This window comes from Devosia limi DSM 17137 (assembly GCF_900128975.1).
Lineage (GTDB): Bacteria > Pseudomonadota > Alphaproteobacteria > Rhizobiales > Devosiaceae > Devosia > Devosia limi.
Window position 1 is genome coordinate 72,157 of the sequence record NZ_FQVC01000015.1, and the last position, 14,593, is coordinate 86,749.

Sequence of the window (14,593 nt, forward strand, 5' to 3'; positions counted from 1 at the left end):
GCGTTGCCCCGACAGGGATGACTATTTCTCGACCGGTTTCAGGGCGAGGATGGGGCAAGAGGTCACCGCCTGGCGCACGCGCGCGCGCAGTTCGGGGTCGTCCGGAATAGGGTCTGCCACGTGCAGATACAGTTCGTCGTCGACGTCGAAGACTTCGGGCGCGATCCCCATGCAGACGCCGTTACCGTCGCATTTGGTGCGATCAACCATGATTTTCATATATGGCTCCTTTAGCGGGATGTGGCAGGGCACGACACACAAGGCGCCCTGCAATTTTTCCAAACTCAGGCGATTTCCATCTCCGAACGCGCTTCGGCGGCGTAGGCTTTGTAGCGGATGTTCAGCCACTGGTAGAATTGCAGCAGGGACTCTTCCTGGTAGGAGTAGCGGCCGGGCTTGCGAAACCGCGACCTGTTGCCCCGCTGAACCGAAGCGGTCGAGGCGGCGTCCTGATTATGGAAAACCACCAGCCCGTCTTGGGCGATCTTGTACAGATGTTCGAACAGCGGCAGCTTGGTGCTGGCCTCAGGATACAGGTGCCCGATGCGCAGGTTGATCTTGTTGGGGCCTGCGGGCAGCACAAGGTAATAGAACAGGCCTTCCGGTACCGCGCCAAAGCCCAGGTTCGGCGGGATCGACGCAAAGATGACCTCATTGCGCTGTTTGTCACCCAAGGTCGGGATGATCGGCATGAGGGCCTTGCCCGTTGGATTGAAACCCGCATCCGCATGGTAGAAGCCCGTGGGATGATAGACGGCGCCATCTTCTTCCTCAAACGGGACAAAGCTGGTCAGTCGCACATGGGCGAAATCGTGCAGCATGCCGTGCAGATAGGCGCTGTGATAGGGCTCGATGCCATTTTCGAGCTGCGGTTTCCAGTTCCAGTTGCAATCACGGATTTCGGCGACCGGCATCGAGACCATTTCATCGATGTGATAGGGCTCGAGCGTTTGCGTGAGCTTGTGAAGTGTGGGGCCAAGTGGCTTGGCGTTGGGATCAAGATTGGTAAAGACGAAGCCGTTCCAGATTTCGACCTGGTGGGATGGCAGACTGGCTTCCTGCTTGAGGTCTTTCAGGCCCACCGTGTCGTTCATTGATGGCGCCGCAATCAAGTGGCCGTCGAGGCCATAGGCCCAGGCGTGGAAGGGGCAGCGGAACAGGCGGCCCGTGTTTCCGGTGCCTTCCACCATCAGGTGTCCGCGATGGGCACAGATGGGTGAGAAAACGCGAACCTGCATGTTCTGGTCGCGGACCATGACCAGGGGTTCATCCCCCATGGTGAGGCTTACATAGTCGCCGGGGTTCTTGATCTCGTCGACACGGCCCAAGCACAGCCAGCTGCGCATGAACACAGCTTCCTGCTCGAATTCATAGAACTCATGGTCGACATAGCACTCGCGCGGAAGATTAAAGCCGGACTTCATGTCCTTGGTGCCCGCCTCGATTTCGGCGAGAACGTCCATGATCCGCTCAGATACGCCCTTTCGCGCGTCGGGTTTCTTCTTGCACTCCACGTGTATCTCCGATGTGTTTGTCTACTGGCAGGATCTGCGGCGCTGTCGTCTTGCACGCCGGCTGTGATGACTGGAACTCAATGCACCTGCGGGGTACCAAGCAGGTAGTCGCCGCGCGCGTCCGGGCTTAGCGATCCGAAGCCCAAACTGGGCTGGTACTTGCGCATGCTTGCTCCTCGCGATTTGCCCGATGTTCGTGGTCAATGCGACGATTGCATCGGGTGACCTCGTATTTGAGACGAGCGTAGGGACCACACTTTGTTCAGGAAAGCCTGATGCATTGAACGTATCGTTCAGAAAGCTGCACAGATGGCGGTATGGCGAGCGCGACATGACCTTCATGCGATAGCAAGTCCGATAGGGGACGGCGGTGCTGTTCGAGATGAATGGGGTGTTCGAAGAATATGTCGGGCGGCTGGTTGTCCGGGCGCTGGCGGGAACAGGACCACCGTTTCCTTGCAAGGCGGGCGCCTCTTTTCCTGAGCGCGCAGGATAGCGAGCGAGGCTATTTCAGACCAAGCCCGACATCCTGATCCCGCAGGGGCGGTGCGATCGTCCATGTCATCGACACCAAGTGAAAGTGGATTGCCTCGCGCATCGATGATACCAAGCACGGGGTCTTGCAGGCTGACATCTATCAGATGATGGCGTATGCGCAGCTCTATCGCGCTCCGCGCCTGACGCTACTTTATGCCCATCATTCGATACTTGGACCCGACGACACTATTCACGCGCGCTACGGCAATACTGGACACGCACCCCCCTCGAGACCGCCGGCATCGATGTCTCGGACGGCTCGAACAGGCTCGCCAAGCTTTCGCGACCTGGTAGTCGGGGAGGTGAGATCAGGGGTGAATTGGTGAATTTTTCAACGAAATGCTGCCACCTGATGCGCTATAGAATGTCAGCTTCTTTCCAGTTTAACTTGCCTGTCGGTACTGGCCCGCCAACCAACCAATGTCTTCTGTGGATGGCCCCCGCATTGCAAGAGGTAATTCAACGTTCTGGCGCGTTGGTCGGGTGCAGTCTCCTGTCCGGCCTGTTGATGCAGTCATTGGAGACTGCTGGCCCTGATGGGGTCGGCGAACAAGGTCCCAATCTGCTTTGCAGGCTATGATGCCTCAGACATTCGACGGGTTGTCCCTGTTTCCGGCCTGACCGGTTTCGCCATCACATCTCTTCGCTCTCACAACTTCATGGAGCCGATCGGCCAGCTCGAACTGTTTTCCTGTTTCAAGATCTTATCGCTGCGCTACGCTGCAAAGATTGGAACATGGCGGACTTGATAGGTCTCGCGGCGGGCCATGACCGCCCAGACCACGCGGGCCATTTTGTTGGCCATGGCTACACTCGCCACGCGGGCTGGTTTGCGGGCGAGCAACGCGAGAAGACGCGGATCGGCCGTATCGGGTTTGTGCCTGGCTCGGCGGATCAGCGAGGTGGCGCCAATCACCAGGAGCTTTCTCAGATACCGGTCGCCCATCTTTGTGATGCGGCCTAGCCGGTACTTACCGCCGCTCGAGTTTTGCGAGGGTGTGAGCCCGAGCCAAGCGGCGAACTCACGGCCCGAACGGAACCGGTGTGGATCAGCGACCGACGCCGCCAAAGCCGTTGCACCGACCGGGCCAATGCCGGGGATGGTCGATAGGCGTCGTGCCACGTCGTCAGTTCTTGCAGGGCAAGGATCGACCGGTCGATCACCTGCAGCCTGACGTGCGTATCGAAGACCTGTCCACACAGCATACCAAGAATCTGCATCGCCACCGGCGGCACATCGAGTGTGGTCTCCTTGGCGGCGATCTGGCGGGCCAGGCCAAGTGCCCGCAACAAGCCCTCAGGGATGTCGATGCCGAACTCGGCGAGCAGACCGCGGATCATGTTGACCAGTTGCGTGCGCTGCTTGACCAGGAGATTGCGCGAGCGATGAAGCGACAATGCCGCCTGTTGCTCGGCCGACTTCATCGCCACGAACCGCATGGTCGGGCGTGTCACAGCTTCGCAGATCGCTTCCGCATCCACCGCGTCGTTCTTGCCGCGCTTTACATAGGGCTTCACGTCGGCCGGCGGCATCATGCGAACCTCATGGCCCAGCTTGGTCAGCTCGCGGGCCCAATAATGGGATGTTCCGCACGCCTCCATGCCAATCAGACAGGGAGCCAATCTGGTGAAAAACGGCAGCACCTGCGATCGCCGCAGCGCCTTGCGCACAACGACGCCTCCAGACGCGTCAACGGCATGAACTTGAAAAACACGCTTGGCCAGATCGAGGCCTATGGTGGTAATCTGCATGGCGGATGGCTCCTTTGCTCGGGTTGCCTGACAGCAAACCCACTTTGGCACTCAGAGGCCGGGAGCGGGAGCCATCCACCTCATCTGCTTTTCCTATAGGCCCTTCCAAAAGCTGACAGTCTGCAACCCACCCCTTAACTGCCATCTGAGTCGCAAATGCCGGCCGAACAAGCGGCGTCCGCATCCTTATGGTCAGGGTCGCCAAAGGCCAGAACGAACGTAAGGATTGTAGCAGTTCCTTACATTCCTACGTAAACTGTTGATCCCATTGAGTATCATTCTTCAGTCGTCCTCCACGCCAAAAGACAACATAACTCTCCCATAGGAAACGCTGGGAAACGTTAGGTCATGAAGCAGGCGAAGGTTCTCACAGAAGCCGAGTTCAAACGGGTGCTGGCAGTGCTAGGGCAGGGCAAACACGCGCAGCGCAACCGAACCGCGTTGATGCTGTCCCATTATGCGGGTCTACGCGTTGGCGAGATTGCCACGCTCAGGTGGTCCGATGTGATTTCCACTGATGGCGAGATCGTCCAGCAGTTCTACCTGAAACCCGAACATACGAAATCCAACGAGGCTCGACCCGTTCATGTGAGCAAGCGCCTGCAACGGGAACTCAGTGTGTACAAAAGTTGCTTTAAGCAACAAATTCGCCTGACTGAGCCACTGATCCCTTCGCAGAAGCGTGGGGCGTTCTCAGCGAATAGCCTCTGCCAACTGATGGGGCGGCTCTACAGGGATGCGGGCATTGATGGTGCAACCTCACACAGCGGGCGGCGCTGGTTCATCACACGGCTTGCACACGCAGGCGTTTCACCGAAAGTCATCATGACGCTTGCTGGGCATCGGAGCTTGGCAACCACCCAGCGGTACATCGACGTAAATGACGAGATGATGAGCAAGGCCGTTGAAGTTCTTTAGCCCATCGCCACCCGTGGGATGATTTGAATTTGCTGCGCATGTGTGCGGTCAAGGCAAGGGGCCACCGATCGATGCAGGAACGGTTTCACTACAGCTTGGAGCGATACCACGGGGATGATGATGTTGACGAATTCGGCGTGGACGTGGTCCTCCAAGAAGCCACGCATCGCATCAACATTATGGTGCGGGAATGGATCGAAGCGTTAACAGTCCACGAGGTGGGCCAAGACCAGATATTTTCTCCCATTCACACCTTCGGTTCCTTTCACGGAGATGAGATTGAGGGCGAGATCAGAGAGACGGCTCACCATGCCTGGTTCTACAAAACGCGATCGCTCGCATTGGAGGTCGATGAAATCGGACCGCCAGACTACCAGTTCTACTCGGAATGCAGGATGCTTTTGGACACCTCGATCATCACGATGTTTGTGGGTATGTCCACGCCTGTGGAGCTTACCCCTGCAGCCGAGGATGAAATCCATGATCGGGTCGTGAAGGCTGCGAAAGCGCATGCAGAGGGCAATAGCTGCATTTTCTTCTTCAGTGGCCGAGTGCTAGCGCACGTCGATGCAGGGCAGTTGCACTAGCGACGACACCGTATGATGCTGCCACCTCCCATAGTAGCCCGCGCTGGGTCATCACACGCTTTGCTCACTTTGGTGTACTCCAATAGGTCATCGCAGCCTTGCAGCCACCCAATACTACATTGATGTGAATGATGAAATGATGTCGAGGCTGTGGAGTTGCTGTGAAGCAATTAGTTGCCCAGTGGCGGGTTAAAATCCTTGATGTCCCAGCTGCCAGCTGCCAGCTGCCAGCTGCCAGCTGCCAGCTGCCAGCTGCCAGCTGCCAGCTTCAACGCCACGTCAGTTGAGAAACGGCAGACCGGCGCATACTAATTCACCAGTTACAGCGTCGAGTTCAAGCATCCCCTCTATTGGGCTATCGCCGTGCCTTTTCGGCGCAACTTGGATCTGGAACGACCAAATAGGTTTTTCGACGGCCCCACACTCCGTTTCACCTGAAATGACAAGTGCTGCCCGAGCAATATTGCGCGATACTTCTGCATAGGTCTGTCCGTAAGGATCGCCAATTAGAATGCCAACTGCTTGCTGATGGGCTTGTGCTTCATTCAAGAAATCGCATGAGAACGCTGGAGAAAGTAGGAGTGCAGAAGTAAGCGCTGTTATGATAAATTTCACGGCCAAATTCTCTTTAGTACGCACCTAAATCTCCAGTCGATCCGCAAATCATCGGTGACGCCAACCAACATCCTAGTCAGGACTTGCCTCCAATAGACAGTGACATTAGCCCTACGCTAGGACGCCGCCTGCCGGACCTCGTACTCTTTTTGAGTGCAGGACGACCAACTCCACTACGCGGTTTACTTATGCTGGAAACGCAGTCCCGTTTTTAGCATTCATGATGTAGCGCACGGTGCCGCTGCCGCCTCTATATTCGATGCACGTGACTTCAAACTGGCCATCCAGCCGCAGCGGGCGAATGTCTGTGACGTCGGCGCATAAGTGGCCATTCGAGTTAATGATGAAGGCCGTCATTTCCTTCAACTCACCTTCGCTCATCGCCATTGCTGGGGTTGAGAGCGCCGCCAACGTCAATAGCGCGAGGCTAGTCAGTAACCTTGATCCCATAATCCGTCCCTTCAATATCAGATCCATAAAAACGCTAAGAACATATCGGCCATTGCTGATTGTGGGGTTAAGGGAGGGCGGGATGATGCCGAGTTTCGCGCAACACTCCACGCGATTTGATTGCGCCCCAGGTACTCTTTGCCAGGGCGCAGGAGCCAGTTCGGAAGGTCAGCAATTTAGAATGTTGGCGGGAGGTTCAGGTTGACCGCTCTGTCCAGGCATAGCGCAATGCAAGTGCAACGACGGTGAAACGGCCCGAAGTGGGCGGCGCTGGTTCATCACACCGCTAGCCCATTCAGGCGTATCACTGAAAGTCATCATGACGCTTGCTGGGCATCGGAGCTTGGCAACCACCAGCTGTACATCGACGTGAATGATGAGATGAAGCCTGAGGCCGTGGAGCATTTGTAGGAGGCTGGCATAGTCAAAGCGAGATATCAGTTGCTACCGGTCCTCTCAAGCTAAAGCCGAGGCAAAACCTCATGGGTACGCCCATATCAAGAAACTCGGCATCTAGACCGAGGTCCGAAATCACAAAGAAGACGCTCAGGTCGAATTGTTCGCAGCGAACGAACCCGTATTCTTCTGCCAAATAGACTATGGGCCCTGTGAAGTACTGGCGCGACCCATCGGCGTTGCGTAATACCCCCCTTACCTGTGTCTTCTCCTTGAAAGGAACGCTGGCGTCGGAGAGGCTGTCGAACAGCTCCTTAGCCTCGGCCCATTTCCCGCTGATACTAAGCTGGCGTGCATACCAGAATTGGGCCTGACGGCTCTTGTCCCCGGGAGTAAATGAACGTCGCAGGTGGTGAAGTAGTGTCTCACCAAGTGAAACTGGTGCGTTGGGAGTTTCTTCCATCAACGTCATGGCGTAGTCGTAATGAAGGTCAGGATTGCCCGGATTATGCTCCAGGCACTGTCGCAGGATTTCGGCGGCTTCCGAAAACGCATCTTTTGACCGCTTAATTCGGCTAAGCCTTTTCGCAATCAGCGAGCTACGGGGGTTTGCCTCAAAAGCTTTTTCAAACGCCCGCTCTGCCCTGGAAGCCTGAGAAAGCACCTTCGAAAGATTGCCCTCTTCCGAAAGTAAAATTGACTCATTCGGGAAAGCTTGTAGCCCTCTTTTTAGTATCAACTCGGCGTGTGCGATCTGGTCTCCCAAACTCAGTGTCGCGGCCTCACTCTGCTCTTTTTCAAGTTCGAATAGGGCGTCGGACACTCCATCGATCGCCGCTTTAAGCAAAGTGTGATGGGGATAGGGACTGTTATTTTTAGTGAGCAGCGCAGAGGCGCGCTCTACCGCGCTACGGCGCCACGCGGTCCTCTGTGCTGGCTCCGCTGACATTCTCGAGCGTCTCAGGTCGAGTTCTGCAAGCGAATGCTTGATGGCTTTGTTATACGGCTCAAGGTCGACAGCTTTTTCTAGCAGGGATCCCGCGACATCGAGCTGGAGCACGTCTCCCGCTTGGTGCAGCTCGAATATGCCGCGCTGGTGAAAGATAACGGCACGCTCGCCAATGGATGCTTCAGCAACATCGTATACTTGTCTAATTTTTGCTGGATTGTTTATTGCATTTCCCAAATTGTCTGCGCGGATAATTTTCCCAAGAACCTCGACGTCGTACGAGAAGTTCGGGTTAAGTTTTCCCACGATGCGAATTACGTTGTCGAAGCGATCGTCTTCAGTTTTGAGAACTCCGTGATAAACCTCATCTGCGATGTGCGAATGACGCGCCTCATAAACATAGTCACCTGATCTTTTGTCTTCTCGAAGAACAACTATTTCCTCCAAAGGCTTAAAGAATTTCGATGTAAACTCAGCAAAATCTATGTCATGAATTCTCGATATTAGTCCTGCTCTCACCGGGGGGCCAAATCTATGCAAGGAGCAAATGTCGAGATACAGGAGGCGGCTCTTTGCGGACTCAATTGAATTATATTCATCAATGATAATTTCCTGCAAGGGGGCGCCATGCGTAGCCTCAAGCAGAGCAACGAGCAGCTGGCGACCAAACTTGTGTTGTAACTCGTGAACGCGCTTCTCCTCGGGGAGCGCCTTCAGATTGCCCAGGCAATTATGCTGCTTTAACTTATCAATCAGAATGGAGATGTTGCCTTCCGAGAGGTATTTCATCTCGTATGAGGCTCCGACGAAGGGCTCCAGATCGTCACATGAGCTATTCCAGGTCGCAAAAGTCTCCGTTGCAACAATGATAAGGTGCGCCTTCGCGCGCTTTGCCCTTGAGATAAGCTCCAGCGCCTTTGATTTGTGATGGGAGATGTTGTCGATAAAAACGTAAATCGGCAGGTCGGACAGCCTGAACATTTCGTCAAAACGATCGGTGTCAATAATGTGGCGCCTGTTCAGGAAGAAGCACAACTTCCCTTGATTTTTTGCGGCCTCGTAACACATGCGACGCAAAGCAACTGTTTTGCCAGAGCCTGCGTGGCCCTTGATCAAAACAATAGGCTGAGCGCCGGGGCGAATAGCTGCGGCGATATGATCCTTTAGAATTTGGTCAACAATTGGCTGGCGGACGTCAAGGTCGGAACCAATTGGGGCCCAACCTAGGTCAAAGCCACTATAAAACTTGGCGGCGTCCGCGTGCGGCGGATCGAGCTCGGGCGCAACATGCTCTATTAGGGAGCCAAGGTATTGGCGTAGCGCTTCACTTTCACGCTCTGTAGCTTTGGTGATAAATCTCCTGAATGATGTGCCCTCAGGCTCGTTCAGCACCCCTAGCTTGCGCACTTCGCTAGATAACGTCTGGTCGAGCACCCGAAGGAGGTTCTCAAAGGTACTGTCTATGGCGATAATCCGCCGCTCGCGCCAATACTCTGCTTCTAATGCCAAGACACCTTTATTAACGATGAAGTGACGTGGGCGACTATCTCCCTCGGCAATAATTTCTTGCAACAGGCTTCGCAGATTGTCGTCGTCGAAACTATATCCGCAGAAGATAAGTGTCTTTAATTTTGCCCACTCGAGAAAAGTGTCGAACTGACCAATTCTGCCGTCGCGATAGCGGATGAATTGCTCTGTTCCTGCAATCATAGGCGGGTGTATCTCAGCGTGCCGACTAATACATCCGTGTAGTTTGACGTAAAGCAAGCCATCTGAGCCGACGCGATCCGTTGCCCCGTCCCCGTCCTTCGTGTTCACTTCAAGTCTTTGAGTGGCTTTGGGCTGGAGATCGTAAGCTTTCTCGATTAGCCGGTCATAGTTAGTGCCGACCACGCCTGCCCACGTGAAAGTCGGGATGAGTAGGTGAAACTCTGCTGGTACGAGCGGGTCGAATAGCTCGAATAGAAAATTCTGTACGGTGCGCACGTCCCGCTGATTGCACGCAAGATCATAGACCCGCTTGAGCGAGAGCCCAACGTACTGCTCACCTAAGAATTTCTCGGCTAGTATGTTCGCCAGTCCCTGGCCATCTGGCACGACACCTCCCGGGAACCCAGATGCACCTCGGGAGGCTCCAGATCCAAGAAACAAAGCTGCACGGCCTTCGCGCACTGCAACTATTAGTTCTTGCGGAATATTGTCTGCCATCAAGTGCTTCCTGGAGTTGAACCCACGTGCACTACATGCGGAACGCACGCAAAAGGCCAGCGCAACTGAATACTTTTGCAGGTAAAATCGTGGGATGAGAGCGCCCAGTCTGGACGCGATACGCGCCTTGCTCACTCTGGTGTTTCGCCAAAGGTCATTATGACGCTGACCGGCCATCGAAGTCTCACCACAACGCAGCGGTATATCGATGTGAATGACGAGGTGATGGCAAACGCCGTAGCGCATTTGTAGATACTGCACAATCAAACGAAAATGGTGGTATTGGCTTCTCGTTGCCAATGATCGTAGAGAGAAAATGCGCCAAGTTATTTCGTTCGAAGATGCCATAACCGCCACTAATGGCGAAGATCGTGCGCTGTTGATCGGAAATGGTTTCTCCGCTCAGTATTTCAACTATGCGACCTTACTAGCTGAATCAGGTCTCGATGCAGGTACGCCGTTGCGCAGGCTTTTTGAGCTGCTCGACACGGCAGACTTCGAAGCGGTTGTTCGAGCTCTTGAAGATGCGGCACTCGTCGAAACCGCCTACGAAAACAAACCGCACGCACAGGCGCTATCGACCGATGCGCAAAAGGTGCGCGAAGCGTTGGTTAACGCGGTAAGAAGCACGCACCCGGCGCACAGGGATGACTTGGCCTTTCAGTACGACAGCGGTGCTGCGTTTCTAAGCAGTTTTGGCAAGGTCTTCACGCTGAACTACGACCTTCTTCTGTATTGGGTCAATCTGGAGAAAGTGCATCTGCGAGATGGCTTTGGAAAAGGGGCAAGTATTGAGGGAGGGCGTTTCAAAGGTCCATTCTACGAGGACGCTTATTGCGACATCTACAACCTTCATGGTGGGTTGCACCTTTTTCAGGATGACGCCGGAGAGGTGATGAAGGCCCTAAATGCAGGGGATGGCGTTATCGCAACTATCACCCAGTCAATTGCTGAAAATAGGCGATTGCCAATCTATGTCGCGGAGGGGTCGTCGGCGGCAAAAATGCGCAAGATAAATTCGGTGGGTTATCTGCGTCATTGCTATGAGCAGCTTTGGCAGAACGCAGCCATCCTTTTTGTCTACGGTCACAGCGCCGACGACAACGATGCTCACATTTATCGGGCCGTATTTAGCTCTAACGTGACACACGTTTTCTTTGGAGTTTACCAGCCCGACGAAGCGAAGCTCAAGCGGTTCAGCGGGCAATTGGCCAAGCATAGAGAGCTTGGCGGGAAAAATATTGGGTACACTTTCTACGACGCAGAAAGCGCAAAAGTCTGGAACCGCGTCGAGTGAGTATGGGCCTCAGTTGCGCGGCTGTACCTCCGGCGATCCGCGCAGGCCGGTGCGCTGATGCCGGCGCGTAGAGGCGCATGCGAACCGACGTCCGCATATTGATGGCCAGCGTGTAGATGTCGGTGCCTTTGCGGATTTGGTTCGACGCATAGGTGTGTCGGAAACTGTAAGCGGTGCGTTTGCGACCAAAAGCATCCTCTTTTAACCCTGCGGCGCTCAGCAGCGCGTTTAAGCTGTTCTTTGTGCTTTCTGCATGCGCTGGCCGTTCAATTGCAGCGAACAGGCGCCTGTGGCGTCACTCATTGCCTTCTTCATCGCGACGCTTTTCGGCGTCAGTCCGCCATCTTGCGCGCAGCTCTTTCTTGAACGCTTCTGGCCCCAGCCGCGCATAGTATTTTTGAACCATTTCCACGGAGGTCCCAGCGTTCTGGGCGACTTGGAAGACGTCAACATTGGCGAGCAATTGCTGGCTGATGTAGAAATGCCTGAAGCTATAGGCGACCCTTGCACCACCGAAATCGTGGGTCTTCAGGCTCGATGCTTCCAATAGCGCATTTAAGCTGCGTTTGACGGACCGAAGCCGTTCGCCTTTGAAATTGATAAAAATCGGATCTTCTGGACGTGGCGCACGACCATTGATCTCCTCGAAGGCATCCCACAGGAAATCAAACGCGGTGCCAGCCTGCTCCATCGGCACCACGTTGCGCGGTGCTGTCTTGCCGAACGCGTGAATGACCAGATCACGTTGGGCATTGGGGAGGGATTTCTGTGCCGCGAATTTGCCGATGTGTTGCCAATTGAGGTTGTGCAGTTCGACAGGGCGCAATCCTGAGAAGCAGGCGATATTGATGTAGCAGTACAGCACCATGCGTTCGAGCTGCTGCCGGCGCGGTATGGTGTGATCCGCCAGACGCGCGATTGCCGCATCGAGAAGCTGGTGGACTTCCTCCAAGCTGAACGATGGGCGCGGGTTTGGTTTGACCTTCGGCAGAACCATTCTGGGAATGTCCGCACTGCGGACATAGTCCTTGGCAGCCGCGAACTTGAACACATTGCTCAGCACGGCGCAGTTGCCGCGCACGGTGTTGGCCTTCGGCACGATATGGCGTGGCTTATAGAAAAGGCGCCTGCCATTTCGGAGGTATTCGACTTTCTCAACGGCTTGGCCTGGACCGGAAATCCAGTAGCCATAGCGCCATTGAATGAACTGCTGAATACGTGACTCAGAGATGCTGTCGATGCGGTCCTTGCCGAAAAACGGGATCAGGTAGCGGTTGATGATTTGTGGGTCCTGTTGGGCGCGGTAGTCCTTTTTCAGACCCAGTTTGATCTGACCCGCAATGCTATCTGCGTATTCCTGTGCAACCGTATGGAATGGCTTTGACGTCGCCAAGTGGCCGTCTTCAGCGCGGAGCTGGTATCGCAGGTGTTCGCGCTTTGCGCGTATTTCGGCTTCATCCACATCAGACGTTTTCAAGCTCAGGCGAACTTGGCCTTTCCCTTTGACGGAAAAACGCATCCAATAATTTGCACTGTCCGCGCGTCTGTAAATTTCGTAATCGGTGAGCAGCTCACTGGCCAAGATGACGCTCCGCAATTTGGTGCTTTCACTGCGTGCTAGGTCCGTGCTGGTTACTAACCAGACTGTTGGCTAACCCACTGAAATCACTGACGGTCGATTGACCGTGCTAGTAGCGTGTTAGCTAGCACGTGCGCCCGAAAATGTCACGTCTCCAGGTTAAGCAATTGATTTAATAGACAGTAATTTGAACGAAAAGGCGAGAGCTCAAATTAGGAATCCTACGCTCTATCCAACTGAGCTACGGGACCACAGCCTTCCGATAGCAAATGAGCCGTCCCAGTGGAACCCTTTTTGCACGGCGGCGCCGGGTTCGTGCGCAACAGGACCGCGCCCCGTAGCTCCCTTCGGGGTTAGGGTGTGGACCATTCGATCATCGACACCACGCCGGCGCGTCCCGAAGCGGCCTGAGGCCTAGATCCACACGGTATGCCCCTGGCTTGCGCAACCTGCCGCGTTCAGGACATCGGCAGGCACCTCGATCATGGTCTCATCGCCGGCATCGAGCAGCACGGAGGCGGTCTGCGGCTCCCGATAGGCCAGAACCGTTTCGATCGATGCTCCGGTATACAAGCCCCGAAGCGCCCGCAGGCAGCCGCTATGGCTGACCACGACATGGAGCGGTCCGCGCTCGAGCCCCTGGCACCACCCGGAAAGGCGCTCACCAAGTGCAGCCCTGCTCTCGCCATTCTCCATGGCGAAGTTCCAGGGATCGAGCTGGTTGGCCTCGAACTCAGCGCCGCGGGTCTCGCGGATTTCGGGCTGCGTCAGCCCCTCCCATTGCCCATAGGACCGCTCGACCAGCGCGGCATCGGGCTGGAACTGGTCAAACGGGATGTCCCAGATGTCGGCCAGTATTGAAGCAGTCTGCCGCGCCCGCCCCTGTGGGCTGACCCAGAAGCGGATTGGCGCCGTCCAGTCGATGCGCGCCTTGTGGTTCTCGCCGACGGCCATCGCCTGGCGCACGCCATTGGCGGTCAGCGGCGTATCCAGCCGCCCCTGCAGGCGCCCGGCGCGGTTCCACTGGGTTTCGCCATGCCGGATAACCAGCAGGCGCGCGGCAGATTGTGTCATGGTACTGGTCCTAAAGGGGAAATTGAGCTGGATCGATATCGCCGCCAAGCCGGGCGATGCGCAGCATATTGGTGGCGCCTGGGGTGCCGAGCGGGATGCCGGCGGTGATGGCGATGCGGTCGCCGGGGCGGGCGAAGCCTTCCTGATAGGCGATGACGCAGGCGCGATCGACCATGTCTTCCAGCGAGACGGCATCTTCGGTCTGCACGCAATGGACGCCCCAGACCACCGACATGCGGCGGATGGTGCGCTGGTTGGGCGAGAGCACGATGATGGGCTTGCTCGGCCGCTCGCGGGCGGCGCGGATGCCGGTCGAGCCCGACGAGGTATAGGTGACGATGGCAGCCAGATCGAGGGTTTCGGCAACCTGGCGGGTCGCTGCCGAGATGGCGTCGGCCGCTGTGGCTTCCGGCTCGGTCTGGGCGGCGCGGATGATGCCGCGATAATTGGCGTCGCCTTCGACGGCAATGGCCACCTTGTTCATGGTCGAGACCGCTTCGACCGGATACTGGCCGGAGGCGCTTTCGGCCGAGAGCATCACCGCATCGGCGCCTTCGAACACGGCGATCGACACGTCCGAGACTTCGGCGCGGGTCGGCACCGGCGAGGTGATCATCGATTCCAGCATCTGGGTGGCCACGACCACCGGCTTGCCATAGCGGCGGGCCATGCGGATCATGCGCTTCTGCAGGCCCGGCACGGTTTCCAGCGGCAGTT

General features: G+C 56.0%; 13 protein-coding genes and 1 pseudogene. 5 read left to right on the forward strand and 9 right to left on the reverse strand.

Annotated elements, in window-relative coordinates:
- Positions 1–21: 21 nt before the first annotated feature.
- On the reverse strand, positions 22–219 hold the full coding sequence (locus BUA69_RS18440) for a ferredoxin (RefSeq protein WP_046134064.1): 198 nt from the start codon (positions 217–219) through the stop codon (positions 22–24).
- Positions 220–284: 65 nt separating this feature from the next.
- The gene (locus BUA69_RS18445; RefSeq protein ID WP_046134065.1) at positions 285–1,463 is read right to left on the reverse strand and encodes an aromatic ring-hydroxylating oxygenase subunit alpha; all 1,179 of its coding nucleotides are present in this window, start codon (positions 1,461–1,463) and stop codon (positions 285–287) included.
- Positions 1,464–2,155: 692 nt separating this feature from the next.
- Here BUA69_RS18445 and BUA69_RS21355 point away from each other — a divergent pair.
- Positions 2,156–2,377 carry a hypothetical protein gene (locus tag BUA69_RS21355; RefSeq protein WP_342020072.1) on the forward strand — a complete coding sequence of 74 codons (222 nt, stop codon included), beginning with the start codon at positions 2,156–2,158 and terminating at the stop codon, positions 2,375–2,377.
- Between the two features lie 389 nt (positions 2,378–2,766).
- Here BUA69_RS21355 and BUA69_RS18455 read toward each other — a convergent pair.
- A pseudogene (locus BUA69_RS18455) lies at positions 2,767–3,803 on the reverse strand (IS110 family RNA-guided transposase).
- A gap of 348 nt (positions 3,804–4,151) precedes the next feature.
- On the opposite strand from BUA69_RS18455, the gene BUA69_RS18460 reads away from it, so the two are divergent.
- Together BUA69_RS18460 and BUA69_RS18465 are read left to right on the forward strand one after the other, a co-directional pair.
- Positions 4,152–4,721 (forward strand): tyrosine-type recombinase/integrase, encoded by a 570-nt coding sequence (locus tag BUA69_RS18460; RefSeq protein WP_046134066.1) that lies wholly within the window; start codon positions 4,152–4,154, stop codon positions 4,719–4,721.
- A gap of 71 nt (positions 4,722–4,792) precedes the next feature.
- A complete protein-coding gene (locus BUA69_RS18465; RefSeq protein ID WP_046134067.1) occupies positions 4,793–5,308 on the forward strand; it encodes a hypothetical protein in 516 nt (171 codons plus the stop codon).
- A 279-nt stretch (positions 5,309–5,587) separates the two neighbouring features.
- Here BUA69_RS18465 and BUA69_RS20830 read toward each other — a convergent pair whose 3' ends face one another.
- From BUA69_RS20830 to BUA69_RS18475, 3 genes are all read right to left on the reverse strand, one after another.
- Positions 5,588–5,947, reverse strand: coding sequence for a hypothetical protein (locus BUA69_RS20830; RefSeq protein WP_143154581.1), 360 nt, complete (start codon positions 5,945–5,947; stop codon positions 5,588–5,590).
- Positions 5,948–6,109: 162 nt separating this feature from the next.
- Positions 6,110–6,388, reverse strand: a complete 279-nt coding sequence (locus BUA69_RS18470) for a hypothetical protein (RefSeq protein ID WP_143154582.1) — start codon at positions 6,386–6,388, stop codon at positions 6,110–6,112.
- A 409-nt stretch (positions 6,389–6,797) separates the two neighbouring features.
- Positions 6,798–9,926: a P-loop NTPase gene (locus BUA69_RS18475; protein WP_160300096.1), complete on the reverse strand. Its 3,129-nt coding sequence runs from the start codon at positions 9,924–9,926 to the stop codon at positions 6,798–6,800.
- A 75-nt stretch (positions 9,927–10,001) separates the two neighbouring features.
- On the opposite strand from BUA69_RS18475, the gene BUA69_RS21460 reads away from it, so the two are divergent.
- A complete protein-coding gene (locus tag BUA69_RS21460) occupies positions 10,002–10,178 on the forward strand; it encodes a tyrosine-type recombinase/integrase (RefSeq protein WP_072866632.1) in 177 nt (58 codons plus the stop codon).
- A gap of 64 nt (positions 10,179–10,242) precedes the next feature.
- On the forward strand, positions 10,243–11,223 hold the full coding sequence (locus BUA69_RS18485; RefSeq protein WP_046134070.1) for a DUF4917 family protein: 981 nt from the start codon (positions 10,243–10,245) through the stop codon (positions 11,221–11,223).
- Positions 11,224–11,518: 295 nt separating this feature from the next.
- On the opposite strand, the gene BUA69_RS18490 is transcribed toward BUA69_RS18485, so the two are convergent.
- From BUA69_RS18490 to BUA69_RS18500, 3 genes are all read right to left on the reverse strand, one after another.
- Positions 11,519–12,805: a tyrosine-type recombinase/integrase gene (locus BUA69_RS18490; RefSeq protein ID WP_052950387.1), complete on the reverse strand. Its 1,287-nt coding sequence runs from the start codon at positions 12,803–12,805 to the stop codon at positions 11,519–11,521.
- Between the two features lie 411 nt (positions 12,806–13,216).
- Positions 13,217–13,876: a histidine phosphatase family protein gene (locus BUA69_RS18495; protein WP_046134071.1), complete on the reverse strand. Its 660-nt coding sequence runs from the start codon at positions 13,874–13,876 to the stop codon at positions 13,217–13,219.
- A gap of 10 nt (positions 13,877–13,886) precedes the next feature.
- A partial coding sequence (locus tag BUA69_RS18500; protein WP_244547469.1) for a pyruvate kinase occupies positions 13,887–14,593 on the reverse strand: 707 nt, incomplete at its 5' end.

Coding starts and splice junctions, on each gene's coding strand:
- BUA69_RS18445 (WP_046134065.1), bottom strand. CDS start 1,463: ATGGACGTTCTCGCCGAAATCGAGGCGGGCACCAAGGACATGAAGTCC.
- BUA69_RS18465 (WP_046134067.1), top strand. CDS start 4,793: ATGCAGGAACGGTTTCACTACAGCTTGGAGCGATACCACGGGGATGAT.
- BUA69_RS18475 (WP_160300096.1), bottom strand. CDS start 9,926: ATGGCAGACAATATTCCGCAAGAACTAATAGTTGCAGTGCGCGAAGGC.
- BUA69_RS18495 (WP_046134071.1), bottom strand. CDS start 13,876: ATGACACAATCTGCCGCGCGCCTGCTGGTTATCCGGCATGGCGAAACC.
- BUA69_RS18440 (WP_046134064.1), bottom strand. CDS start 219: ATGAAAATCATGGTTGATCGCACCAAATGCGACGGTAACGGCGTCTGC.
- BUA69_RS21355 (WP_342020072.1), top strand. CDS start 2,156: ATGATGGCGTATGCGCAGCTCTATCGCGCTCCGCGCCTGACGCTACTT.
- BUA69_RS18485 (WP_046134070.1), top strand. CDS start 10,243: ATGCGCCAAGTTATTTCGTTCGAAGATGCCATAACCGCCACTAATGGC.
- BUA69_RS18460 (WP_046134066.1), top strand. CDS start 4,152: ATGAAGCAGGCGAAGGTTCTCACAGAAGCCGAGTTCAAACGGGTGCTG.